Source organism: Proteus hauseri, assembly GCF_040139125.1.
Classification (GTDB): Bacteria; Pseudomonadota; Gammaproteobacteria; order Enterobacterales; family Enterobacteriaceae; genus Proteus; species Proteus hauseri_B.
Window position 1 is genome coordinate 434151 of the sequence record NZ_JBEEUB010000002.1, and the last position, 25442, is coordinate 459592.

The following is a 25442-nucleotide window of genomic DNA, read 5'->3' on the forward strand; positions in this document are numbered from 1 at the left end:
ATTACTGTGCATTTTTGGCTTTAGAGCGTGAAACACGGGCTTCGCCAATCAAATAGTCAAATAAGAAGATAATTGCCAACATCACCACTATTAAGATGGAACCATAGGCAATTGCGACACCGTATTCGCCATCTTCAACACGGTTTAAAATATAGGCAGTAGCAACCCGTGTATCCGGTGTTACAAGGAAGACGATGGCACTGACGGTGGTAATGGCACGTACAAAGCTATAGATCAGTGCGGATAAAATTGCAGGGCGCAATAACGGTAATAGCACATAGAAAATGGTTCTCATGGAGTTCGCTCTTAAACTTAAAGACGCTTCATCAAGAGATTTATCAATTTGTCCTAATCCCGCAATACCCGCACGAATACCCACTGGCACGTTACGCATAGTCATTGAGATAATCACAATTGCCGCTGTACCTGTTAAATAGAAAGGCGAGTCGTTAAACGCAAGAATATAAGAGACCCCTGCGACGGTTCCCGGTACGGCGAAACAAAGCATTGTTGTGAACTCGATGCTTTTCTTACCTTTAAAGTCTTGGCGCACCACGATATAGGCAATTAAGAGTCCGAGAATAGCGGTAATCGGTGCAGCAATACCCGCATATAACAAGGTATCTAACAACGAAGGCCATGCACCGTCACTCATTCCCTGACCAAATAATTTAATGAAATTATCGAAGGTTAAGGTGTAATCCACACCCCAGTTAACGGTAAAGCTACCGTAGAAAATGCTGCCATAAAGTAAGATATTAAAGACAACCCAGATACCAAGTACGCTAGTGACGAAAGCAATGAGTGACGAAGGTAATGGTTGAACATCTCCACGATAGGATTTACCTGAAACGGTGACATAAGAGCGCTTACCAATCCACATATACTGTATACAGAATACTAATAGTGAGAAGACTAATAGTGATGCACCCAATGTACTGGCTGATTGATAATCGAGCTGAGAACCGGTGATGTAAAAATAGATTTGTGTTGCGATAACGTCAAAGTTGCCACCTAACACGAGTGGGTTACTAAAGTCAGCGAGTGATTGCACAATCACAATTAAGAATGCATTAGCAAGCGCTGGTTTTAGTAATGGCATAAAGACGTTAAAGAAGGTCTGATAACGATTTGCTCTTAGGGTATAAGATGCCTCTTCTAATGATGGGTGAATGGTTTTAATTGCACCATCTAAAATCATAAAAGACATTGGCGTAAACGCTAATACTTGAGCAAGCCAAATTCCGGTAAAACCATATAGCCAGTTAGTGTTTTCAAGTCCGGCATAAGTGGCGAGGAATTCGGTGATATAACCTGAACGCCCCATCATTAACGTAACACCTAAGCCAACAACAAAAGGTGGCGTAACGATAGGTAAAATAGAGAAAATACGACCAATAATCGCTGAGCGCACAGCAATACGCGAGGTATAAATTGCCAGAATAAGCCCAAAGAAAGTACACCCTATCCCCACGGCAATAGAGAGCATTATTGAGTTAAGCATAACTTGCACAATATGAGCTTGGCTAAGGATGGCGATAAACTCAAAAGGTGCAAAATTACCTGCGCTATCTTTAAACATCGGAATAAAAATAGCGATGCTAGGGAAGATAATAAACGCGCCAATCAGTGCGACAACCGTGATTAGTGAGCCAATAACAAAGCTATCACCGCCTAACCACTCTAAGCGTGTTAAAGCGTGTTTTGCTATCATGCCAAGTGAGATAAATAACACGATGGCTGAATAACCGAGCCCTTTTCCTTCAATCGTGGCACTTACAATGGTGATAAATGCACAAAATAGTGCAAATCCCGCATCAAAATAGTGGCGAGAACGATTTTCTCGTTTTGATGGTGTAACGGGACGAAATAGCAGCAGACTGGGTAATAAAAACCAGAGTAAACTGATGTTTAGATTACTCCAGCCATAAGCGGTAAGAAGTTCATCTGGTGTAGAATCAAAAAGACCATAATCTAGGCTCCATGATGGCAGCAGTGCAAAAGCGGCCCATGCAATCAGGATCCATAAAAATATGGGATCCCGCCTCTTTTTTTCAGGTATAGCGAGCGTGTGAGACATAAATCCCCCGATAGCAAATATCTTTATTATTATGAGAAAAGAGAGCGAGAGATTATCTCGCCCTCATAATGGCTATTTACCCATTTTTACTTCGGTAACCCATTTATTAATTAGCTCTTTACGTACATCACTATCGCCATATTTATCCATGTCGTAGTTAATCAGTTTTAAGTCAGCTAATTTCAGTGCCATTGGTGAAGATTCAGCACTGGTATTGGTTAGAATTTGGTAAGATTTACCCTCTTTCCAACTAATCTCTTGGGCTTCTTTTGAGAGTGTCCAATCTACAAATAACTTCGCGTTATCCATATTACGGGCATTTTTGATGATACTTACGCCACCGATTTCATAACCTGTACCTTCACAAGGTGAAATCAGTTCAAGTGGTGCGCCATTTTCAACTTCTAATGAGTAATCGTGTAAGAAACCAATACCAATTGCGGCTTCACCGCGAGCGGCATTTCGTGCTGGAGCAATACCTGATTTAGTATATTGAGAGATATTGGTATTTAATTTTTTCAGATAATCAAATGCCTGCTCTCTTCCCCATAATTGGTCGAAAGTTGCGAGTGCGGTATAAGCGGTACCTGAACTTTGTGGGTCAGCAATTTGAATCTCACCTTTATATTCAGGTTTGATTAAATCTTTCCAACAGGTTGGAACCGCAATACCTTTCTCTTTTAAGCGATCTTTATTGACACCAAAACCTAAAATACCGACATAAACTGCAGAGGAGTAATTACCTTTGCGTTTAGCGGGATCACGAAATTGTGGCATGATTTGATCGAGATTAGGAGAGACATAAGGTTCTAGAAGATCCATTTCACCGGCTTGTGAGTGAGGATCCATTGTACCGCCATACCAAACGTCAGCTTGAGGATTACGTTTTTCCGCTTCGATTTTAGCCAGCGTGCTGCCAGAACCATTACGAACAAAGGTGGTTTTAACATCATACTTATCAGCAAAGGCTTTCGTTTCAGCCTCACACATAGCGTTAGTCGCACTACAATAGACCACTAAGCGACCCGCAGCGTGAGTTGATAAACTGACAGCAGAAAGTGCAAGTCCTGCTGCAACGAGCGTAGAGAGGGTTTTCAATTTCATGTTCAGAACCTTTTAAATGTGTCGTCATCGGAAAATGAAAGTGGGCCTACGGAATGTTCTCGTTTACTGACATCAGCAATCAGTAACGGCATTAGTAGTAGTCCCATTAAGGCCGCAGCGCTGGTTAATAATGCAAACATCCCAGTCCAACCATAATGCGCCATGACCTGACTTAATGGCCAACCTGCCATTGCCGCCCCTAAATAGGCGTACAATCCCAAGTAGCCTGTTACCGTGCCTGCTGCGTTTTTATGGCAATATTCTGTAGCAGCAAGTCCGATTAACATCTGAGGTCCAAACACAAAAAAACCGATACTGAAAAAACAGGCAGCGAGCAAAGCATAATGATGTATTGGGATTAACCAAAGTGCGGTTACTGCGCTAAAAAGTCCCAGTGAAAACAGCAATATCATCGGTGCTCGTTGACCTCGGAATAGTAAATCCGAGCCCCAGCCTGAACACAGTGCGCCTAATAACCCCCCAACTTCAAACAAAGAGAGGATGGCATTAGCACTTAATAAGTTTGCGCCATGTGTTTCTGATAACCAGATGTTTCCCCAATCATTTATCGCCATCCGTATGAGATAAACTAAAATATAAGAGAAACCTAGTAACCAAATCATTCGGTTAAATAAAATGCTCTCTTTCAAAATAGTTAGCATCGGTTTAGGGGGGGAGGCTTGCTCTTGACGTAGTTCTAATATATCGCGTCGCCAAACACCCACTGTTGGAAGCCCCTCTTCAACAGGGGTTCCTTTTAATCGTACACAGAGCCAAAAGCCCATCACAATGCCAATAATACCGGGAATAAGCAGTGCAATTTGCCAGCTATAGTGTGTTGCTAACCATGCGGCTAAAATGGGGAGACTCATACCACCAAGGTTGATTGAGATATTCCACAATCCCCACCAAAAACCACGTTCATTACGTGAATACCAGTGAGTTAACAACCTTGCACAAGGTGGCCATCCCCATCCTTGAAAGAAACCATTAAGTGCCCAAACCAAAAGTAGTGCAGGAAAAGATAAACAGTAGGCGAAAATAATATTCATCACCCCTGTCATGACTAAACCTGCGCCCATAAACCAGCGGTATCCCGTCTGATCATGGAAAATACCAGAGAAGAATTTTGATAAGCCGTAAGTAAGATAAAATAGGCTAGCTATCCAGCCGATATCTCCTTTATCCAGATTTAATTCAATCTGCATAACGGGCATCACAAAATTGACGCTTTTACGTGTGAGGTAGAAGGTGGCATAGCCAATGATCATCGACAGCATTAAATTTTTGCGCCAAAAATCATAGGTCTTATTTATTGATGCCGAGTTTTTACCTGCCATAACATCCTCTCTGATGTTGCAAATGTAAAAAAAATGTCGCGAAAAAGAGTGAGAGAAGGTTGTAGATGACTAAGACAAAGTCTTAGTTTTCACTGTTTTCTTCTGAATTTGTGGGTAAGTTAACAATTATTTTTGTGCCGTTATAACTAGTCACGCTCCAATCTCCGCCTAAAGCACGAATACGTTCTTCAATACCTCGTAATCCAAATCCGCTATTTTGTTGTGTTGGCAACATACCAATGCCGTTATCGCTAATCACTAATCGTAACTGATTTTGATTTTGGGTTAATGAAACCTGGATATGAGTCGCATTAGCATGCTTACTAATATTATTAAGCAGCTCTTGCACTAAACGATAAAGCGTAAAAATAACGGTTTCGTTTTCAGGCTCTTTATCAAGGGAGTAATTGAAATTACAGGTAATATTGTTCTCAGCAAATGAAAACTCATTAATTAAGTGATGGAGTGCTTTTTCTAGCGACATCTCTTCTAAAACAGGGGGTCTTAATTGACGTAAAAGTTGGCGAGTGGATTGGTGAATTTGCTGTGCTAATCGTTCGATTTGCTCACCGGTTTGGCGTGTTTTATCGTTGGTGGCTGTTTTTTTCATTAACATTGATTGAATTTGAATCGCGGTAATATTCTGACCAATTTCATCATGCAGCTCTCTGGCAATCGCTTTTTTGACATCTTCTTCGGTATGGACGAGTTTTTCCATTAATACGCGTCTTGCTTGTAACTCTTGTTCTAATCGATGGCGATAATGGCGTAAATTATGGGCTAACTGTTGCTGCCGGCTAATGGCAATACCTAAACCAATGCCAATAATCGCTTGAGTCGTTAAGAACATCTCAAGTTCACGTAAATCGCTAAATGCTCCGTTAATTTGGCGAGCAAAGGTAATAATTAAACTACCCAAAAGTGCAGATAATACGCCACCTTGCCAACCATAGCGGTAAGCCATAAAAACATTGGGAATAAACACGAGAATAACCAATAAGCGTTCAATTTCTGGAGTGAAAAAAAACTGCGCACTTAGCCCAATCACACAAAAAAGAAATCCCCACATAAGTAGTGAGGTACGTAAAGGGGGATCGGGTATACCATCAGCGATAAGTGTTCGATTCTGCAATTCACGCAGATATTCATAAATTAAAAAGACAAAAGGAGTGATTAATATTCCACCGGTAACTGAGGTTAGAAATATTTGGCTGGTGGTTGTGTTAAGAAAAAAGCCAAGAATAAAGGCTTGGAGCAAGCTATTAAAACCAACACCACCAATTAATAGTGTCAGCCTTTGCCAATAAAGCGGATAACGCCACCAAATGCGCTGGATCTCTAAGGCGATAAGTAAGCTAATTAAAGGGGATAAATAGATAACAGAGTGCGTAATAAGCTGCTCTTGAGCTAGCCAATAATAGAGCCCGGATTCGGCTAAAAATAGGGGAAGCCAAAATCGTCGCCAGAGCAAAATAACCAATGCAAGGCGCAAACCCTGCGGTAAAAAGAGAGCTGCTTGTTGACCATTTTTACTTAGATAAAAGCCAATAACCCACAGCGAAAGCCAAAGTAAAGAGTAGGTGAGTAATAAAAAGATGGATTGCAAAAGAAAGCGCATTCCTCTTTTCATATTAAAGTGTTCCAGTAATTAATTGGTTTTTTAATGCAAAGTGGACTAAATCAATTGTCGTTTCACATGCCAGTTTACCTAACACATTAGCGCGGTGAACATGCACCGTTTTATGGCTAAGATTAAGCTGTAGTGCAATCGTTTTAACGTTGATACCTTGCACCAAAAGATTGAACACTTCTCTTTCTCGAGGCGTTAAGCCGTGTAAAGCCTCTTCTTTTTCAGGTGTATGACGCAGTGCTTTCATGGCATCAGTGCAGAGATAACATCCCCCTTGATAGACCGCTCGTACTGCTTGCACTAACTCTTCAGGTCCACAGCGTTTAGTTAAATAGCCACGCGCGCCAGAATCTAACGCGCTCTGAACAAAGGCGGGCGTATCATAAATACTTAAAATAATAGTACGAAAATCAGGGCGTTTTTGTTTTAAGCGGCTCTGTAGCTGAAGCCCGCTTTCCCCTGGCATAGAGAGATCCATAACCGCGACATCAATATCATCGTTAACGAGATAATGCCATGCTTCTTGTCCATTAGCGTATTCACCAACGATATGAATATCTGGTTCTAACATTAGCAGCTGTGCAAACCCTGATCGCACAACGATGTGATCATCAACTAAAGCAACTTTTATCATAATTTTTATTAGTAAAGAGTAGTTAGATAATACTTATCCGATTTATAACAAGCTACAAGCAGATATGCGAGTAAAAAGGGAGAAGAAACACGGTTTTGAATGTTATATCTCATTTTAAATTAGGTGAATCGAGACAGGTGAGTAATAACCTAAAGTGATTTGTGACTAAAAATAATTACCCACAAGTGGGGAACATCCACTGATGGGTAATAGAATTAAATAATAAAGTGGCTTATTAAGCGACTTGAACAGGCACTGCTTTTGCAATGCGTTTCATTTCATTGTTATCTTCAAAATAGGCAATGTTAGGTTTATGGCTACGGGCATCGCTGTCAGGAATTTGCACATAAGAGCAAATAATGAGGCGATCACCTACTGCGGCACGACGAGCCGCTGCGCCATTAACAGAAATAATACGTGACCCTCTTTCAGCACAAATCGCATAGGTTGAAAAACGTTCGCCATTATCGACGTTATAAATATCGATAGCTTCATTTTCTAGTATTCCGGCTGCGTCCATAAAGTTTTGATCAATAGCGCAAGAGCCTTCGTAGTGAAGATCGGCTTGTGTTACCTTAACTCGGTGTAACTTGCCTTGTAACATTGTGCGTAGCATTGTTGTGTTTCCTATTTTCTAATGATTAATACGCCAGATTAATTACACAAGATTCACTTGTTGATTATCAATTAAACGGGTATTGCCTAACCATGCCGCCATTAAAATAACAGCACGTCGGCTCTCTTCATTTAATGGTGTAAGAGAATCAGCATCACAAATAAAACACTCATCAGCACGAAAACCTTGTTGCTCAAGGGTACTTTTTGCTGTGAGTAATAGCTGATTGACGTCGTGATTGCCTGATTTTAACTGCTCAGCAATTTGTTGCATTACTTGATAAAGCACAGGAGCTTGCTGCTTTTCATTATCAGTTAACAGACGATTACGAGAGCTCAGTGCAAGCCCCTTTTTATCACGCACAATAGGAACAGGAATAATGCTGATATCCATACATAAATCGAGCACCATTTTTTTGATAACGAGCAGTTGCTGATAATCTTTCTCACCAAACATCGCGACATCAGGCTGAATTAAATTAAATAGCTTGCTAACAACGGTGGTCACTCCACGAAAATGACCCGGGCGGCTCGCCCCTTCTAAAATAGCTGAAAGTACAGGTACATCGACGGTTGTTTGATTTTCCATGCCATTTGGGTACATCTCTTTTGCTGAAGGTGCAAAGATAATATCGACGTTTTTATCACGCAATAATTCGCAATCTTCTTGTAATGTGCGTGGGTAGCTGACTAAATCGGCTTCTCTATCAAATTGCAGCGGATTTACAAAAACAGAGGCGATAACCACATCAGCGTGAATACGAGCCTCTTCAATCAATTTCAGGTGACCTTCATGAAGATTACCCATTGTTGGAACCAGTGCGATGCGTTTACCTTCTTGCTTCAATCGCTTGATTTCTCTGCGTAAGATAAGCGTAGTTTCAATAATTAGCACGGCGTGACTCCTTTAAACGATGTCAGTATATTCAGATAATAAATTAGTTAAATGTATGCTGCTCTTGTGGGAATAATCCCTGTTCAACTTGCTGAACATAAAGGCTAACCGCACCTTGTAAAGAGCCAGCTTCTTGCAAGAAATCTTTAGAAAATTTGGGGGGTTGTGGTGTTAACCCTAATAAATCATGCATAACGAGAATTTGACCATCAGTAACATTTCCAGCACCAATGCCAATTACAGGCATAGTCAGCACGTCAGTGACTGCTTTCGCTAACGAAACGGGTACACACTCTAAAACAGCCAGTTGAGCACCTGCATTTTCGAGTGACATTGCATCTTGTTTTAGTTGTTCTGCTGCTGCTAGTTCTCTGCCTTGAACTTTATAACCACCAAAAACATTAACGGATTGCGGTGTTAACCCTAAATGAATACAGACCGGAACAGCACGCTCGGTGAGCATTTTTACTGTCGGTATTAACCAGCTACCACCTTCAATTTTAACCATATTGGCACCAGCCTGCATCAAAATAGCGGCATTAAGGCAAGCTTGTTCTGGTGTTGAGTAAGACATAAAGGGCATATCAGCAATAAGAAAGGCGTTAGGTGCACCCGCTCTTACGCAACGAGTATGATAAGCAATTTGCTCTATGGTTACAGGCAGTGTGCTGTTATGACCTTGTAGTGTCATCCCTAATGAATCACCAATTAGCATCGCTTGGATACCTTCTTGTGCAAACAGACGGGCAAAACTCGCATCATAAGCGGTGATAGTGGCAAACTTTTTCTTTTCTTGCTTATAGCGATTGAGCGTTGAAAGCGTAGTTGGTTTCATTGTAACAAACTCCGAGATGTGTGTTTTTTGCGTGTGAGTGAAATTATGTGATTCACTTAATTATTTGTTTATTAAAGAAAATATGACATAAATAATATATGGCAATTTCAGATTGTAGCATCTAAGCCGTAAAAACGAAGAAAAAGTAATTGGGTGAGTAATGAAAAATATAAAACAATAAAATATTTTTATGTTTTTCAATTAATTAAAAATAACAATTAGTTGTTAATTATTTATAAAAAGAAGAGAAAAAAATAATAGCGAGATGGCGAGATAAGGAAGAAGAGATAAAATAAACAGTTAGTGGTGAAGTGGGTTGATACTGCGTTAATTTTCAACAGTACCAACCTTAAACATCAGCTAGGCATTAAAGTGAAATTACCACTTTTCCATACCATTTTCAGGTACAAGCGCTAATCTGTCTGTTAATAGTTCACCATCAGGAAAACGCAGGTTAGGTGCTAATTCTGCTAATGGATAGAGCATAAATTCACGGACTTTTAGCCCGTAATGAGGAACGGTTAAACGCTCAGTTTGTATCACTTCATTACCAAACAACATAATATCGAGATCTAACGTTCTTGGTCCCCAGCGATTACCTTCTTTTCTTACTCGACCATGTGCTAACTCGATGGCTTGAGTGTTATCAAGTAAGATTTCAGGGGCTAAATCAGTATCAATAGCAACAGCAACATTTAAGTAATCAGGTTGATCTTGCGGACCCATAGGGCGCGTGCGATACCATGACGATTGAGCAATAAGTTCCGTTTGAGGGATCTCACTAATCGCTTTAATCGCTGATTTAACCTGTTCTTCAGGCGAATTTAAATTACTACCAAGAATAATATAAACGCGTTGTTTCTGTTTACTCATTGCTGTTTTCTTGTCTCGCTATGGTATTTTTTGCACTTGGATGACGAGGGCGCTTATGTTGGCGTGGGCGTCGACGTATTGGTGCTTGACCTAATTCAGAAACCATTGAGCGTTGCTGGGTATTGTTTGATGCCTGAAAATCAGCCCACCATGTTGCCAGCGCTTCAAGTTCTGGGTTTCTTTGTACATTTGCACGCAGTTCAAGTAAATCAAATGCAGCGCGGAATTTAGGGTGTTCAAGCAATTTATTGGCACGGCGACCTTGGCGTTTAGGCAGACGTTGTTGTAGTTGCCAGATATCACGCATCATGGTTGTGATACGTTTAGGAAGGGCAATAGTACGACACTGCTCATCTAAAACATCATTCATTGCCATTGCAAAAGCATCGTAGTAAGAAAGCCCACTTTCTTGTGTGAGTTTTTCTGCATGTTCTATCAATGGATACCACAACATTGCCGCAAATAAGAATGCAGGGTTAACTCGCATATCCTTACTTAAACGATAATCGGTATTTTTGAGAACTTGCTCTAACATTCTCTCCATTGGTGTATCTTGTTGCTCTGTTATTCTTGAGGCAATTTGTGGGAACAGTGGCTCAAGTAACTTAAAGTGGCGCATCAGTTTATAGGTTTTATAGCCTTGCCCTGTTTGCAGCAGCTTTAATGACTCTTCAAATAAGCGCGCAGAAGGAATATTTTTCAGTAATGGCGCTAACTGACTAATAGGATCTGCTGTTTCTGGTTCAATGCGCATATCCAGTTTACTGGCAAAACGAATGGCTCTTAACATTCTAACTGGATCTTCACGGTAACGTGTCTCGGGCGAGCCAATTAAGCGGATAATGCCTGCTTTAAGATCGGCTAAACCACCCACATAATCACGTACTGCAAAATCATCAACACCGTAATAGAGACTATTTAGGGTAAAGTCACGACGAATAGCATCTTCTTCAATAGAGCCGAAAATATTATCGCGCAGCAACATACCACTTTGTGCTTGTTGAGATTGGTTGTTATCGGAGATGACATGGTCTTCATGAGAGCCACGGAATGTCGCCACTTCGATCACTTCAGGACCAAACATAATATGCGCTAAGCGAAAGCGACGACCGACTAAACGACTATTACGGAATAATCGACGGACTTCTTCAGGTGTGGCATTGGTGGCAATGTCAAAATCTTTTGGTTTTTTTCCCAGTAATAAATCGCGTACTCCACCACCGACTAAATAGGCTTGGAAACCTGAGTTATTCAGGCGATAAAGAACTTTCAGTGCATTGTCACTGATATCTTTACGCGATATAGGGTGTTGATCTCTTGGGATCACAGTCATTGGCAAATCACTCCCGTTCGCCTTTTCTTTATTTGTACTTTTTTTACGGGGACGGTCTGCGGATAGGGCAGGACGCCGACGCACAGGTTTATGTGTTTCTTGTTTAGGTTGGTCAGATATAGTGACTCGCCTTTCACTTGCTACCGGTTGTTGTGAGTCTGACGACTTAGTTTGTCGCCCTAGCAGATTGCGGCAGAAATGCGCTACTCGGTTAAAAATATGACACCTCGAATAATAAATTCTGATAATTAAAAAAATTAAGCGGCTAATCATAGCCTACTGAACATTTTTTGAGAATGCTTTGTGTAGTTTATTCATACCCTTGTTGTTGATTACCTTGCTGAGTTACCTCAGAAAGTAACCATTGGGCGCTCGCAATCTCTAATAATGTTGATAATGAATAATCTTGCCAACCTATTATAACTGGTTGATTTAAAAAATGTAATGCATCAATAATTACCGCTTTTGGATCAGTGTTGGGTAATGCTTGAGCATGATTTTGCTTCGATAATTTATTTCCAACATGATTAATTGCTAAGGGTAAGTGAGCATAACGAGGAACAGGTAAATTAAGCTGTTTATGTAAGCTAATCTGTCGCAACGTGGGGTCAAGTAAATCGGCACCTCTTACTACTTCTGTTACACCTTGATAATGATCATCAATTACCGTCACTAGATTATACGCAAATAAGTTATCTTTTCTGTGAATAATCATATCTTCTAAAGCGAGTAAGGGATCTTTAAGGTAATAAGTTCCCTGAACTTCATCCTCGAAATGATAAATAGGATGTTGTTGAATTAATCGCCATGTTCTATTTATATCAAAACCGCCGTGAGAGTTATCTGTTAAATTATATCGATGGCGGCAATGATTATCATAAATACGCCCTAAATCATGTAACCGGTGACGGTTACAGTGACAATGATAACAACCCCCTTGTTGCCATAACATGGATAAAACATCACGATAGGCATCATGGCGTTGCGATTGAAATAGGATGTCATCATCCCACCATAGCCCAAAGTGCTCTAAGGTATGGATAATCGCAGAGGTAGCGCCGGGAGGTTCTCGTTGAGGGTCTATATCGTCGATACGCAGAAGCCAGCGTCCATGATGTGCGCGAGCTTGAAGATAACTGCCAAGTGCAGTAACCAATGAGCCAAAATGAAGATTGCCCGTTGGTGATGGCGCAAAGCGCCCAATATAGTCTGTAATCTCTTTCATTTAAAGATTCAGATAAGCGCCTCAGCACAAATTTGCACTGAGGCGTTGACTCAACGATTAGCCAGCCATCTGCTTTTCACGGATTTCAGCTAATGTTTTACAATCGATACATAAATCTGCTGTCGGGCGAGCTTCTAAACGGCGAATACCGATTTCAACCCCACAAGATTCACAAAAGCCAAAGTCATCGTCTTCAACTTTTTTTAGTGTTTTCTCGATTTTCTTAATGAGTTTACGTTCACGATCACGGTTACGCAGCTCAAGACTGAATTCTTCTTCTTGTGCAGCACGGTCAACGGGATCTGGGAAGTTTGCCGCCTCATCTTGCATATGAGTAACGGTGCGGTTGACTTCATCCCTGAGCTGATTGCGCCAAGATTCAAGTATTAGCTTAAAATGCGCTAATTGGGCTTCGTTCATGTACTCTTCGCCCGCTTTTTCTTGATATGGCTCAACGCCAGCAATAGCGAGAATGCTCATGGACGATGTTTTACGCTTTTGCCCTTCTTGCATAATGCTTCTCCTACATACGCATATCTGAATAATCTCCCACCAAAAATAGGAAGGAGAAAAAATAGGGCGCTATAAATAGCAGATGCCCGAGAGGATAGCAATTATTCCTTTAATAAGTTTTCTCATGGTGTGAAGGCACGCAAGTAAATATGCCTATTTAGTTAAAATTTACTTAACATATACCATTACAAATCTTATGAAAACCAATTAACCATTTGAAATAAAAGGTAATTGCATCCCAATTGTTAAATCGTACTCACTAATATTGATGCGATAACATAAAATTTCAACCCCAGCATCACGAGCTTGTTCAAGCAATGAAGCATAGTTGGGGTCAATCTCTTTAGCAACAGCAACTTCCGTAATGCCAGTATGGGGAACTGCGTAGAATAAGACAGCCCTTAAGCCCGATTTTGCGATAGCGGTCAACTCTCTTAGGTGTTTCTGACCACGTACTGTTCGAGCATCAGGAAAATAGCCTCTACCCGCCTCTAACAGCGTTACTGACTTCACTTCAATGTAGCAGTCAACTTTATGATTTGATTTAAGTAAAATGTCAATACGGCTGTTTTCACTACCGTACTTCACTTCGCGCTTTATCTCGTCATACTCAGATAATTCTGGAATATCTCCTGCGGCTATCGCATCAGCAATAATACCGTTTGCTCTTAAGGTATTAACGCAGATCCAGTCACCAACTTGGGTTTGTGTTAATTCCCAACTATTAGGGTATTTTCTTTTTGCATTCAATGACGTTGAGTACCAAATTGTATCGCCCGGGGTTGCGCATCCCGTCATTGCGCCAGTGTTAGCACAATGAAGCGTGAATTCTTCCCCATTGGGGGCAATGGCGTCTGCTAAAAAACGCTTATATCGTTTTAGTAAAGTGGCGGATTGTAGCGGTTGTTCAAATTTCATGACGACTCCGGTGAAAATACGTCCTTTAAGAGAGCGCTAATGCTACAATGCGCGGCAGAGAAAGTTAATGAGTAATGGAGTTTGTGTGCATTTGCTGCCCATCTTTGATGTAACCGAAAATATTGTTGCTGCGTTAAAACAATCCCCCCAGGTATTACTTCATGCCCCAACGGGTGCGGGTAAGTCAACGGCGCTTCCCCTCTATTTGCTTGAGAACGGGCAATTTGATGGCAAAATAATTTTATTAGAGCCAAGACGTATTGCCGCTAAAAGTATTGCTTATCGCTTAGCAAGTCAGCTAAATGAACCTGTTGGTGCAACCATTGGTTATCGAATGAGAGCGGAAAGTAAAATCAGCAAACAGACTCGTCTTGAGGTGGTTACTGAAGGTGTGCTGACTCGAATGTTACAGCAAGATCCCGAACTAACGGGCGTTAGTTTGGTGATTTTAGATGAGTTTCATGAGCGCAGCTTACAAGCAGATTTAGCACTGGCGTTACTGTTAGATGTTCAAGCGGGTTTACGTGATGATTTGCGTATATTGATTATGTCGGCAACCTTAGATAATCAAAAATTAACCTTACTTTTGCCAGATGCACCAATGGTGAACTCCCAAGGGCGAAGTTATCCCGTCGATCGCTGTTATTACCCCATTAATCAGCATCAGCCTTTTGAGCAAGAAGTTGCAACAATGGCACTGCGTTTACTGGCACAAGAGAGCGGCTCTATGCTTATCTTTTTACCCGGTAGCGCTGAAATAGTACGTACTGCTGAAATGCTAAAAGAGAAAGTCGATAGCAATGTGCTGATATTTCCACTTTATGGCGCACTTTCATTAGCTCAACAACAGCAAGCGATTGAACCGGCAGAAAAAGGTTATCGTAAAATTGTATTAGCCACCAATATTGCTGAAACCAGTCTTACGATAGAAGGTATTCGTTTAGTTTTAGATAGTGGTATTGAAAAACGAGCGCAATTTGATTTGAAAAACGGCGTTACGAGCTTACTACGCCAGCGAATTAGCCAATCTTCACAAATTCAGCGAGCGGGGCGTGCGGGGCGACTTGAAGCGGGTATTTGTTGGCATTTAATGAGTCAAGAACAAGCACAACGAGCAGCAACACATCAGATTCCTGAAATATTAAGCAGTGATTTATCTTCTCTTTGGCTTGCGATATTGCAATGGGGATGTCGAGATATCAACCAATTAATATGGCTAGATACACCAACAACACCCGCCTTAAATGCAGCAAAAACGCTGTTACAACGTTTAGGTGCAATAGATACACTCGGTGGATTGACGCCTCGTGGTTTACGTATGGCGCAATGGGGAATCGAACCTCGTTTTGCCGCGATATTAGATTATGCACAACAGCAGAGTAACGACCACTATGTTACTGCTGCACGCTTATGTGCGATGGTAGAAGAGCCACCCAGAGGGCGTGAAATTAATCTAGAGTGGATAGCCCAACAAAATAATCCATTTTGGGCTCACAGAGAAAAACAGCTTTCGCAAAATAGAAAAGGGAATTTTTGTCCTGAGTTATTAGCGATCTTACTCGTCGTCGGGTTTTCCGACAGAGTAGCCAAAAATCGTGATAATAAAGGGCGTTTTCGCTTGGCTAATGGGCAAGGTGCGATGATGGATGAAACTCAAACAATGAGTAATGCACCGTGGATATTAGCGCCTTTACTGCTACAAAATACACATTATGCTGATGTGCGTATTTTATTGGCATTACCTATTGATATTGATGAAATATCAACTACCTTTCCTGAATTGATTAAAGATAATACCACTATTGAGTGGGACGAAAAGCGAGGCGCATTAATAGCGTGGCAACAGCGCCAATTAGGACGACTCACTATCAGTCAGTCTCAGTTAGAAAAGCCCGATAAGCAGCAAATGCAGCAAGCACTGTTAAATTGGTTAAGAGATAACGGTTTAAATGCATTGGCATTAAGTGAAGCGACTCAACAATTTTTTATTCGTCTTGCATTAGCGAAAAAATGGTGTCCTGATGTATTGTTGCCAGAATTAAATGAGACAGTACTATTAGAAACATTAGAGCAATGGCTATTGCCCGAATTAGGAAATATTTGCTCTTTAAAAGCCTTACAGCAGTTTGATATCAATCAGCTGGTAAAAGAGCAGTTAACATGGCAGGAAAATCAGTTACTACAGCGCTTATTCCCAACACATTATGTAGCGCCAACGCAGACAAAAGTAGCAATCAAATATGATTTAGAATTACCACCAGTTATTGCTATTCGTATTCAAGAAGTTTATGGCGAAAAGCAAAGCCCTATTGTTGCCAATGGTCAATTAGCCGTAGTGATGGAGTTACTTTCTCCTGCTCATCGACCTATTCAAAAAACACAGGATTTAGCAACGTTTTGGGCTGGTAGTTATAAAGAAGTACAAAAAGAGATGAAAGGGCGTTATCCCAAGCATTTGTGGCCAGATTCGCCAGAAAATACAGCACCAACTCGACGAGTAAAAAAATTTAGTTAACGCCAATTTATGAGTAGAATAGCGTCATTTTGAGAGCTTTCCAGTTGGATTGCTTTGAAAAATAGCGACAATGTTAGGCTTCTTTATCCTAGGGTGCGATAAAGGGATTTCAATGAGAGATACAGTGCATGAGTAGAAATAAAAAGCCAGTTAAGCAATCAAGAAGAGGTCGTTCTTGGTTTTGGTTATTAGTTAAAATTGCCATCGTAATTGCAGTTTTAATGGGCATTTATGGCGTTTATCTACATTCGCAAATTAAAGAGCGTTTAGATGGCAATGTGTGGGAGTTACCCGCCGCCGTTTATGGGCGAACTGTAAATTTAGAACCTGGCATGAATTATAGTCAGAGCGAAATGGTGCGCTTGCTTGAAGGTATGCAATATCGTCATGTCAATAAAATTACGCGCCCTGGTGAATTTATCGTAAGAAATAATACGATAGAGATGTTACGTCGACCTTTTGATTTTCCTGATGGTCGTGAAGAGCAAATTTTAGCAAAACTCACCTTTGAACAAAATTCATTAGCTAGCATTACTAATATGAGTAACCAGCGTCAATTCGGCTTTTTCCGTCTTGATCCTAAACTGATTACCATGATGCAGTCGGCAAATGGAGAACAACGCTTATTTTTAGGTAGAGATAAATTTCCTCAGTTATTGGTTGATACGTTAATCGCCACTGAAGACCGTCGTTTCTATGAACATGATGGCATTAGTTTCTACTCTATTGGTCGTGCCGTTTTCGCTAACTTTACTGCGGGTAAAGCAGTGCAAGGTGGTAGTACTTTAACGCAGCAGTTGGTAAAAAACCTATTTTTAACCAATGAAAGAACCTTAAAAAGAAAGCTTAATGAAGCCTATATGGCAATTATTATGGATGCGAGTTATAGCAAAGATCGCATTTTAGAGCTGTACCTTAACGAGGTTTTCTTAGGTCAAAGTGGTGATGAGCAAATTCGCGGTTTCCCTTTAGCGAGCCTCTACTATTTTGGTCGCCCAGTTGATGAGCTAAGTCTTGATCAACAAGCGTTATTAGTGGGAATGGTAAAAGGTGCTTCTGCTTATAATCCGTGGCGTAATCCTAAAGCCGCATTAGAACGCCGTAATGTGGTGTTGAAACTATTACTGACACAAGAGATTATCGACCAAGAGCTTTATGATGTGTTAAGTGCGCGTCCTTTAGGGGTTAAATCACGTAGTGAAGCACTGACACCACAACCTGCATTTATGCAGTTAGTTCGCCAAGAGTTACAAACTAATTTAGGCGATAAAGTTAAAGATTTATCAGGAACCAAAATTTTTACCACCTTAGATCCTGTTTCGCAAGATGCGGCAGAAAAGGCGGTGGAAGTAGGTGTTGCTGATATTCGTAAAACACGCAAGATTGATGATCTTGAAGGTGCAATGGTGGTAGTAGACCGCTTAAGTGGTGAAGTTAGAGCACTTGTTGGTGGTTCTCAGCCTCAATTTGCTGGCTTTAACCGCGCACTTTCAGCGCGTCGTTCTATTGGTTCATTGGCAAAGCCTGCAACTTATCTTACGGCATTAAGCGAGCCTGAGCGTTTTCGTTTAAATACATGGCTTGCTGATGAACCTATTTCAGTGCCAATCCCCGGTGGAAAACCTTGGCAGCCGCGTAACTATGATCGTGGTTATAAAGGTCGATTAATGCTGGTAGATGCGTTAGCCACGTCTCGTAATATACCAACCGTTAATTTAGGTTTAGAACTTGGCTTAGACCAAGTGATTAAAACATGGATTAACTTAGGTGCGCCTGCTGAAAATCTTGAAAAAGTACCTGCGATGTTATTGGGGGCTTTAAACTTAACACCAATGGAAGTGGCTCAAACGTTCCAAACTATTGGTAGCTTGGGTAACCGCGCTAAATTGTCGTCGCTACGTTCAGTGATAAAACAAGATGGTACTGTGTTGTATCAAAGCTATCCTCAGGCAGAAACCACTGTTTCACCGCAAGCCGCTTATATGACGCTGTTTGGTATGCAGCAAGTGGTTAATTCAGGGACAGCGCAACGTACCTTGAAGCCAAAATTTGGTAACTATAATCTTGCAGGGAAAACAGGAACGACGAATGATCTTCGTGACAGCTGGTTTGCGGGTATTGATGGTAAAGAAGTAACGATAGCGTGGATGGGACGTGATAATAACGGACCAACCAACCTAACGGGGGCAACCGGTGCGTTATTGCTTTATCGCAATTATCTGGATAACCAAGCGCCATTAAAACTAAACCCGCCAGTACCTGATGATATTTCAGAGATATCAATTAATGCGGAAGGGACTTTTACCTGTTTAGGTGGTGGTGTGCGTACTTTACCAGTGTGGACAGCTAATCCAGATGGATTATGCCCTTCAGTCAATCAAGAAACCAATGAAGATGGCGCGCCGAAATGGCTGCAAGATCTGTTTTCTGAGTAAGTCATGGTTTAGGTGATTTAAAATAAAAAACGGCACTGTGTTAAGTGCCGTTTTTTGTGGCCTTTTATTGCTATAGCGTCGTTATTTTGAGTAAATTTATTCTTCTCTCCACATACGCTAAGACTACATTTCTTTGCTCTTCAGGCATATGGCTTTCATTGTATGTATCAATAATTGTCTGGTGGCTGTTTACCACATCATTTAGTAATTTTTGAGCTAGTTTAAAGCTAATTCCAATATTTTCAGCCAAAAGGATAAAGTCAAAACCAACATATTCGCCATACTTTGAATTTAAACCAGGTGCTAATCCTTTGAAAAAAGGATGTAATTCTTCACACCAATAAGGCTCTGTTCTGACTGGCATACTTAAAGATATTGCTATGCCTTTGTAATTAGCATAATAGTGAAAAGTGAATCCTTTTTCTTCTTCACTCAAAATACCGACTCATTTTTCGTAAAGCCAAACTTCTATTTTTCGAGACATAACTTAAACCCAAGTTCTTTTAGTAAGGAATGGAGATTAATCGTTTTTGCCATTAGTGGATTGGCAATTATTCTTTTAAAAGTGGCTATAGAGACATCAATTTGCATAGCCATCTCTTCATATGTAATACCTTGCTTTTTTAGCTCGAAAGTAATTAGTTTTTTAAGTTCATTCTCTTTTAGAATAAATAGATTAAGTGATTTTTCGTGATGCTGTATTATATTGAAATTATTATTTAAATTTTGGTTGGTATTTAACTTTGACAGTAAAATGTTTTTTTCTTCATCAGATAAGTCATCTACAATCTTCAAAACTTTATTAAGGCTCATTTTTGATACTTTTTCCTATTTAATTGAGATGAGAGCATATATTTTCTCTTAAAAACAATAAAAGTATCAAATATGATTCTTTTAGTTATGTCTTAACGTATTTTTGATCGTAATTGGTTTAATTTAACACAAAAAGTATCAAATATGATACTTTTATTTGCCGTTGGATAGAAGAAAAAGAAATAATAAAAGCCAGTTATTAATAATAGACTGGCTTTTATTTTGAGATGTTTTTTTATAAAACGACCAACTAGCCTTTCATTTTTCCAAAGGCATATTCAGCGGCATCGATGGTGCGTTGAATATCTTCTTTGGTATGAGCAATAGACATAAAGCCAGCTTCAAAAGCAGAAGGGGCGAGATACACTTTTTGCTCTAACATTAAATGGAAGAACTGCTTAAAGCGTTCAACATCGCAGCTCATTACATCTTGGTAGCAAGTCACTTCTTTGGCATCCGTAAAGAATAAGCCAAACATACCACCAACATGGTTTACGACCATTGAAATACCCGCTTGTTGCGCTTTTTCAACTAAGCCTTCAGCCAACATTGTGGTGAGTTCATCTAACGTTTCATGAACACCTGGTTGCGAAACTTCATTTAAACAAGCGAGACCTGCAGCCATTGCAATTGGGTTACCTGATAAGGTGCCCGCTTGATAAACAGGACCAATTGGTGCTAGTTTCGACATTACTTCTAAATGTCCACCAAATGCACCTACAGGCATGCCGCCACCGATAATTTTACCTAAGCAGGTTAAATCTGGATCAACGTCGTAATAAGCTTGTGCGCCACCTAATGCAACACGAAAGCCTGTCATCACTTCATCAATAATCAGTAGCGCACCAAATTCGTCACATAGCGCACGTAAACCCGGCAAAAAGTCAGCTTTTGGTGGTACGCAGTTCATGTTACCGGCAACAGGTTCAACAATGATACAAGCCACTTCTTCAGGGTAATTTTCAAAGGCTTGGCGTACAGAGTTAAGGTCGTTATAAGTACAAGTGAGTGTGTGCTTAACAAAATCAGCGGGAACACCCGGTGAGTTAGGTTGTCCCATCGTTAACGCGCCAGAACCCGCTTTAACTAATAAACAGTCAGCATGACCATGGTAGCAACCTTCGAATTTAATAATTTTATCACGACCAGTGTAACCACGAGCAAGGCGAATCGCACTCATGGTCGCTTCAGTACCAGAGTTCACCATACGCACCATATCCATTGAAGGAACTAGCTCAGTGACTAAATTTGCCATTTCAACTTCAGCAGCAGTTGGTGCACCAAAGCTTAAGCCTTTTTGTATCGCTTCTGTTACTGCATCACGAATAGCGGGGTGATTGTGGCCCAAAACCATAGGACCCCATGAGCCGACATAGTCGAGGTAAGCCTGTCCATCGGCATCATAAATATACGCACCATCAGCACGTTCGATAAACAAAGGTGTTCCACCTACACCGTTAAATGCGCGAACTGGTGAGTTAACTCCACCGGGGATCACTTGTTGTGCGAGGTTATAAAGCGTTTCAGACTTGCTCATGTCAAACTCCTAATGATGGGTGAGCGTAAGATTAAGGCGTATTCTAAAGCAGACCGCAGATGAAGCCAAATAGACGACAGCAAGATTTTGATTTATCACTATTATTGTTTTCGCGAGATTAACCATAAAAAGTGATAGGTAGCAAAAAGTGTATTTTGTCCACAACAAACTTGAAGGTTATGAGCAGGTATTAGATAATCATCACATTATATCAGCAGAAAGAAAAATTTTGCTGGCTGTTTTTTTACTGGGATCCCCAGTCTGGAGTGAACAATGAGTGATGACATGGCTCTGCCGTTACAATTTACTGACGCGGCTGCAAATAAAGTAAAAGATTTGATCGCTGATGAAGAAAACCCAAATCTGCGTTTACGCGTTTATATTACAGGTGGCGGTTGTAGCGGATTCCAGTATGGTTTTACGTTTGATGATGCCATGAATGAAGGCGATATGACCATAGAAAAACAGGGCGTAGCCTTAGTGGTTGATCCAATGAGCTTGCAGTATTTAGTGGGCGGTTGTGTGGATTATACCGAAGGGTTAGAGGGTTCGCGTTTTATCGTGACGAATCCTAATGCTAAGAGTACGTGTGGCTGCGGCTCATCGTTTAGTATTTAGTTTTTGGCGTCGTGGCTGTGCAGTAATGCCACGGCGTTAGGGCAGTGCTCGTAATGCTCACATACTAATGTATGCTCCGCTTACTGTGCGCTGTCTGCCTTGTGGCACTGCTTGCTCGCTCACGACTTTTGTCGGTGGGATTTTTTAAAGATAAAAACCTAAGAACAACACCTTAAACTTTCAATTTCCTATTTTTAAATCCTTTCTCGTTTTTCAATAAAACGTAATTTAACTCTTCGCAATCGCTTCACAAATCTGCTGTGCGGCATTGATTATTCGTGGTGCTGGTCGGCTAAAACTATCTTCATCTATGGCAATCACAGGAATATTAAGCTGAGGTTGCCAAAATTGTTGAATTGCTGAAATTTGGCTAGGTTTGCCACTAAAAATAATCAGATCAGGTTTCTTTGTAAGTACTTGCTCACGGCTAACTTGAGGCCAAGGAACAGAACTATTGGCAAAGATATTTTCACCACCGCAAAGCTCAGTAATGTGACTTTGTAATGTGTGATTCGATGTTGTAAATAGTGGCTGCATACCAAATTGAATAAACACTTTTTTCTTTGGCTGATTTGGGATGTTTGATTGGTATTTTTGTTGTAATGCTTGATATTGCTGACGCAATTGATTGGCATTGTTTAAAGCAATCTCAGGGCGATGGCTATAAGCTGCTAATTTAGTCAGATCGTTAGCGATTTCTTCAATAGTTTGTGGATCAGAATAAATAATAGAAATACCTAACGCTTTTAACTGATCTAATGGACGCTGTGGATTACCGCCTTGCCATGCAATCACTAAATCAGGTTTTAATAGCAGAATTCGCTCAACATTAATCCCTTGCCAGTTGGCAACTTGTTCAATCTTTTTTGCTTCTTCTGGGTAATCAGAGTAAGCACTAACACCCACTATATTCTCGCCCATACCTGAGGCATAAGCCATTTCTGTCGCTGAAGGTGAAAGCGTAATAATACGTTTTGCTGGCTCCGTAGCAAAAGCGTTTGCCACAGTAAAAAGGCTACTTAGCAACAGCCAAAAAGTAGTGAGTAGACGCATTATTTTTCTCATTTTAGATTAAAAAATACCCGTCTATTTTTTATCTTATGATAAGCAAAAAATAAAGACGGGTTATTACACATAAAACTAAGGTTTAGATTTTATAAGCTTAATTAGTCTTTTAATTTCTCAAGCATTGTTGTCACCATTAAACTTGATTGACGCGCGGCAACAGCCAAAAACTCATCAAAGCTTAAGTGTGATTCTTTATCTGCAACATCAGAAATAGCGCGAACCACTACAAATGGGATATCAAACTGATGGCAAACATGACCAATAGCCGTAGATTCCATTTCAACTGCAGCAACATCAGGAAAGGTATGGCGAATACGTGCTAAAGGTTCTGCACCATTAATAAATGCATCGCCACTACAAATTAATCCACGAACAGCATTTAATTTTAGTGATTCAATGCATTCTTGTGCAATTTGCACGAGTTTTGGGTCGGCAATAAAAGCAGGAGGGCATTGTGCCATTTGACCAGGTTCATAACCAAACGCGGTGACATCAGCATCGTGGTAACGCACTTCTGTTGAAATAACGATATCACCCACGTTTAATTTAGAGTCTAAACCACCTGCTGAACCGGTGTTTATTACTACATCAGGATGAAAATGTTCGAGTAACAGTGTAGTACCAATTGCTGCGGCAACTTTACCAATACCTGATTTTAATAGTGCTACATCAACACCATTAATTTTGCCGGTGTAAATCTCACAACCACCACGAGATAATGTTTCGCAGTTTTCAATTTGTTCACGCAGAAGTGTGACTTCTTGTTCCATAGCACCTATTACGCCAACTCTCATTGTGTCATACTCCCTTGTAGATTAATCATAAATAGTATTTTATATAGAGTTTAGCATCTATCGGAAAAACGGGATATAACACGAGTTCGTTTCATCGTAACGGCGAGAGGATAGAAATGATCGATTTTAAACTGAAGCTAAATTATCAACGCAAATATAATAGTAGCGATATTGATATTAATGATGAATTACAGGTTTCTCGCCAGTTTGAAAGTGATCGTGGACGTATTATTAACTCCGCGGCTATTCGTCGGTTACAACAAAAGACACAAGTTTTTCCTTTGGAACAGAATTCAGCTGTTCGCAGTCGCCTTACTCACTCTTTAGAAGTCCAGCAAATTGGTCGCTATATCTCTAAGCAGATTATGAGTGAACTAAAAAAGCACAATAAGTTAGAAGAGTATGGGCTTAGTGAGAGAATAGATAGCGTCGAAAGCCTAATTGAAATGGCGTGTTTGATGCATGATATTGGCAATCCACCTTTTGGTCATTTTGGTGAAGCAGCAATTAAACATTGGTTTCGCAATGTACTTTCACCAGAGGCGACAGCTGAATTTGATAATTGTCCTTTCCTACCAATGCGATATTGTGCAAAAGCTGAACTTGATAAATTAAGACAGACATTACGCCAAGACTTATGCCATTTTGAGGGCAATGCCCAAGCGATCAGAATGGCGCATCATCTGCTTAAACTGAACCTAACTTATGCACAAATCGGCTGTGTTTTAAAATACACTCGTCCTGCTCATTGGCAAGGTGAGGTGCCTACAGAATATAATTATTTGATGAAAAAACCGGGCTATTATTGGTCTGAAATGGAGTTCGTCAATGAAATGAGGCAAAAACTCAATATGGGTGAGTTTTGTCGCTTTCCTCTTACTTATATTATGGAAGCCGCAGATGATATCTCTTACTGCATAGCTGATTTAGATGATGCTGTAGAAAAAGGTATTTTTGATATAAATCGGTTAGTGCAACTATTAAGAGATGCTTGGTGTGAAAATGGTGAGGTTGCAGAAGGTGACCTATTTGATATCACCGTTAATCGAGCTTATAAAAAAGTGGATCAAAATGAAGCTAGACGCAGTATGCAAGATCAGTTTTTTATGTATTTACGAGTATATATTACTGGAAAATTAGTCCCTTATACTGCTTATCGATTTATCAAAAATTTACCTCAAGTCTACGAAGGCAGCTTTAATTATGCGTTACTTGAAGGCGATAGTGCAGAGCATCGATTATTAGCGACCTTAAAGCGAGTTGCTCAGAAGTGGGTTTTTAGCCACGCTGAAGTTGAAGAGCTTGAAATGAAAGGGTATCGAGTTATCAGTGGATTGTTGGATATTTATAAACCATTGCTTTTATTATCGACGGATGACTTCTTAAGACTGCATAAATATAATGAACATCCTCAATATGTTATTGAGACGCGTTTATATCACAAACTATCTGTTAAGCATAAACTCGCTTATAACGAAGCGCTTGATAAGCTGGATGATATAAATTCTGAAAAAGGAAAAATTTTAGAGTTTTATTATCGAACAAGATTAATACAAGATTATATCAGTGGAATGACTGATCATTATGCCTATGAAGAATATAGAAAATTAATGGTTTGTGATTAATATGTAATCAATAAAGAAATCGCTATCTTATTGATTAACGAT

Annotated in this window: 21 protein-coding genes and 1 pseudogene; 4 read left to right on the forward strand and 18 right to left on the reverse strand. The window is 40.3% G+C overall.

The window, feature by feature from the left end; translation table 11 throughout:
- Window position 1: 1 nt before the first annotated feature.
- The 13 genes from ABN099_RS04975 to sfsA form a co-directional block, all read right to left on the reverse strand.
- Window positions 2-2080, reverse strand: coding sequence for an ABC transporter permease (locus tag ABN099_RS04975; RefSeq protein ID WP_349462577.1), 2079 nt, complete (start codon window positions 2078-2080; stop codon window positions 2-4).
- Between the two features lie 72 nt (window positions 2081-2152).
- A complete protein-coding gene (locus ABN099_RS04980) occupies window positions 2153-3184 on the reverse strand; it encodes an ABC transporter substrate-binding protein (protein ID WP_349462578.1) in 1032 nt (343 codons plus the stop codon).
- 2 nt (window positions 3185-3186) lie between these two features.
- On the reverse strand, window positions 3187-4539 hold the full coding sequence (gene uhpC, locus ABN099_RS04985) for an MFS transporter family glucose-6-phosphate receptor UhpC (protein WP_349462721.1): 1353 nt from the start codon (window positions 4537-4539) through the stop codon (window positions 3187-3189).
- A gap of 67 nt (window positions 4540-4606) precedes the next feature.
- Window positions 4607-6154 (reverse strand): MASE1 domain-containing sensor histidine kinase, encoded by a 1548-nt coding sequence (locus ABN099_RS04990; protein ID WP_349462579.1) that lies wholly within the window; start codon window positions 6152-6154, stop codon window positions 4607-4609.
- 1 nt (window position 6155) lies between these two features.
- Window positions 6156-6788, reverse strand: a complete 633-nt coding sequence (locus tag ABN099_RS04995; RefSeq protein ID WP_349462580.1) for a response regulator transcription factor — start codon at window positions 6786-6788, stop codon at window positions 6156-6158.
- A 235-nt stretch (window positions 6789-7023) separates the two neighbouring features.
- A complete protein-coding gene (panD, locus tag ABN099_RS05000) occupies window positions 7024-7404 on the reverse strand; it encodes an aspartate 1-decarboxylase (protein ID WP_349462581.1) in 381 nt (126 codons plus the stop codon).
- A 42-nt stretch (window positions 7405-7446) separates the two neighbouring features.
- Entirely contained in the window at window positions 7447-8298 is an 852-nt protein-coding gene (gene panC, locus ABN099_RS05005; RefSeq protein WP_349462582.1) for a pantoate--beta-alanine ligase, read from the reverse strand.
- A gap of 43 nt (window positions 8299-8341) precedes the next feature.
- Window positions 8342-9133, reverse strand: a complete 792-nt coding sequence (gene panB / locus ABN099_RS05010; protein ID WP_349462583.1) for a 3-methyl-2-oxobutanoate hydroxymethyltransferase — start codon at window positions 9131-9133, stop codon at window positions 8342-8344.
- Window positions 9134-9511: 378 nt separating this feature from the next.
- A complete protein-coding gene (folK, locus tag ABN099_RS05015) occupies window positions 9512-10006 on the reverse strand; it encodes a 2-amino-4-hydroxy-6-hydroxymethyldihydropteridine diphosphokinase (protein ID WP_349462584.1) in 495 nt (164 codons plus the stop codon).
- Window positions 9999-11558, reverse strand: coding sequence for a polynucleotide adenylyltransferase PcnB (pcnB, locus tag ABN099_RS05020; protein WP_432807483.1), 1560 nt, complete (start codon window positions 11556-11558; stop codon window positions 9999-10001). Before pcnB ends, folK begins: the two co-directional genes overlap by 8 nt.
- Before the next feature lie 91 nt (window positions 11559-11649).
- Complete coding sequence (gene gluQRS / locus ABN099_RS05025) at window positions 11650-12564, reverse strand: tRNA glutamyl-Q(34) synthetase GluQRS (protein ID WP_349462586.1); 915 nt, start codon at window positions 12562-12564, stop codon at window positions 11650-11652.
- A gap of 57 nt (window positions 12565-12621) precedes the next feature.
- Window positions 12622-13077, reverse strand: coding sequence for an RNA polymerase-binding protein DksA (dksA, locus tag ABN099_RS05030; RefSeq protein WP_023580786.1), 456 nt, complete (start codon window positions 13075-13077; stop codon window positions 12622-12624).
- A gap of 207 nt (window positions 13078-13284) precedes the next feature.
- Window positions 13285-13995 (reverse strand): DNA/RNA nuclease SfsA, encoded by a 711-nt coding sequence (sfsA, locus tag ABN099_RS05035; RefSeq protein WP_349462587.1) that lies wholly within the window; start codon window positions 13993-13995, stop codon window positions 13285-13287.
- Between the two features lie 85 nt (window positions 13996-14080).
- On the opposite strand from sfsA, the gene hrpB reads away from it, so the two are divergent.
- Window positions 14081-16510, forward strand: a complete 2430-nt coding sequence (gene hrpB / locus ABN099_RS05040) for an ATP-dependent helicase HrpB (RefSeq protein WP_349462722.1) — start codon at window positions 14081-14083, stop codon at window positions 16508-16510.
- Window positions 16511-16650: 140 nt separating this feature from the next.
- Window positions 16651-18945: pseudogene (mrcB, locus tag ABN099_RS05045) on the forward strand (bifunctional glycosyl transferase/transpeptidase); the annotation flags it as partial.
- 70 nt (window positions 18946-19015) lie between these two features.
- Here the strand turns inward: mrcB and ABN099_RS05050 are convergent.
- The 3 genes from ABN099_RS05050 to hemL form a co-directional block, all read right to left on the reverse strand.
- Window positions 19016-19381 (reverse strand): HipA N-terminal domain-containing protein, encoded by a 366-nt coding sequence (locus tag ABN099_RS05050; RefSeq protein ID WP_349462589.1) that lies wholly within the window; start codon window positions 19379-19381, stop codon window positions 19016-19018.
- Window positions 19382-19413: 32 nt separating this feature from the next.
- The gene (locus tag ABN099_RS05055; protein ID WP_349462590.1) at window positions 19414-19758 is read right to left on the reverse strand and encodes an XRE family transcriptional regulator; all 345 of its coding nucleotides are present in this window, start codon (window positions 19756-19758) and stop codon (window positions 19414-19416) included.
- 250 nt (window positions 19759-20008) lie between these two features.
- On the reverse strand, window positions 20009-21295 hold the full coding sequence (gene hemL, locus ABN099_RS05060; RefSeq protein WP_349462591.1) for a glutamate-1-semialdehyde 2,1-aminomutase: 1287 nt from the start codon (window positions 21293-21295) through the stop codon (window positions 20009-20011).
- A 273-nt stretch (window positions 21296-21568) separates the two neighbouring features.
- Here hemL and erpA point away from each other — a divergent pair, with 273 nt between their 5' ends.
- Window positions 21569-21913 (forward strand): iron-sulfur cluster insertion protein ErpA, encoded by a 345-nt coding sequence (erpA, locus tag ABN099_RS05065; RefSeq protein WP_006534944.1) that lies wholly within the window; start codon window positions 21569-21571, stop codon window positions 21911-21913.
- A gap of 228 nt (window positions 21914-22141) precedes the next feature.
- Here erpA and btuF read toward each other — a convergent pair whose 3' ends face one another.
- The gene (gene btuF, locus ABN099_RS05070) at window positions 22142-22966 is read right to left on the reverse strand and encodes a vitamin B12 ABC transporter substrate-binding protein BtuF (RefSeq protein ID WP_349462592.1); all 825 of its coding nucleotides are present in this window, start codon (window positions 22964-22966) and stop codon (window positions 22142-22144) included.
- Window positions 22967-23079: 113 nt separating this feature from the next.
- Window positions 23080-23775, reverse strand: a complete 696-nt coding sequence (mtnN, locus tag ABN099_RS05075; RefSeq protein ID WP_349462593.1) for a 5'-methylthioadenosine/S-adenosylhomocysteine nucleosidase — start codon at window positions 23773-23775, stop codon at window positions 23080-23082.
- A 116-nt stretch (window positions 23776-23891) separates the two neighbouring features.
- Between mtnN and dgt the strand changes: the two genes are divergently transcribed.
- Window positions 23892-25400, forward strand: coding sequence for a dGTPase (dgt, locus tag ABN099_RS05080; RefSeq protein WP_349462594.1), 1509 nt, complete (start codon window positions 23892-23894; stop codon window positions 25398-25400).
- The last annotated feature ends 42 nt before the right edge of the window (window positions 25401-25442 follow it).

Coding starts and splice junctions, on each gene's coding strand:
- ABN099_RS04975 (WP_349462577.1), bottom strand. CDS start 2,080: ATGTCTCACACGCTCGCTATACCTGAAAAAAAGAGGCGGGATCCCATA.
- ABN099_RS04980 (WP_349462578.1), bottom strand. CDS start 3,184: ATGAAATTGAAAACCCTCTCTACGCTCGTTGCAGCAGGACTTGCACTT.
- ABN099_RS04990 (WP_349462579.1), bottom strand. CDS start 6,154: ATGAAAAGAGGAATGCGCTTTCTTTTGCAATCCATCTTTTTATTACTC.
- ABN099_RS04995 (WP_349462580.1), bottom strand. CDS start 6,788: ATGATAAAAGTTGCTTTAGTTGATGATCACATCGTTGTGCGATCAGGG.
- panD (WP_349462581.1), bottom strand. CDS start 7,404: ATGCTACGCACAATGTTACAAGGCAAGTTACACCGAGTTAAGGTAACA.
- panB (WP_349462583.1), bottom strand. CDS start 9,133: ATGAAACCAACTACGCTTTCAACGCTCAATCGCTATAAGCAAGAAAAG.
- folK (WP_349462584.1), bottom strand. CDS start 10,006: ATGAGTAAACAGAAACAACGCGTTTATATTATTCTTGGTAGTAATTTA.
- gluQRS (WP_349462586.1), bottom strand. CDS start 12,564: ATGAAAGAGATTACAGACTATATTGGGCGCTTTGCGCCATCACCAACG.
- dksA (WP_023580786.1), bottom strand. CDS start 13,077: ATGCAAGAAGGGCAAAAGCGTAAAACATCGTCCATGAGCATTCTCGCT.
- sfsA (WP_349462587.1), bottom strand. CDS start 13,995: ATGAAATTTGAACAACCGCTACAATCCGCCACTTTACTAAAACGATAT.
- ABN099_RS05055 (WP_349462590.1), bottom strand. CDS start 19,758: ATGAGCCTTAATAAAGTTTTGAAGATTGTAGATGACTTATCTGATGAA.
- hemL (WP_349462591.1), bottom strand. CDS start 21,295: ATGAGCAAGTCTGAAACGCTTTATAACCTCGCACAACAAGTGATCCCC.
- erpA (WP_006534944.1), top strand. CDS start 21,569: ATGAGTGATGACATGGCTCTGCCGTTACAATTTACTGACGCGGCTGCA.
- btuF (WP_349462592.1), bottom strand. CDS start 22,966: ATGCGTCTACTCACTACTTTTTGGCTGTTGCTAAGTAGCCTTTTTACT.
- mtnN (WP_349462593.1), bottom strand. CDS start 23,775: ATGAGAGTTGGCGTAATAGGTGCTATGGAACAAGAAGTCACACTTCTG.
- dgt (WP_349462594.1), top strand. CDS start 23,892: ATGATCGATTTTAAACTGAAGCTAAATTATCAACGCAAATATAATAGT.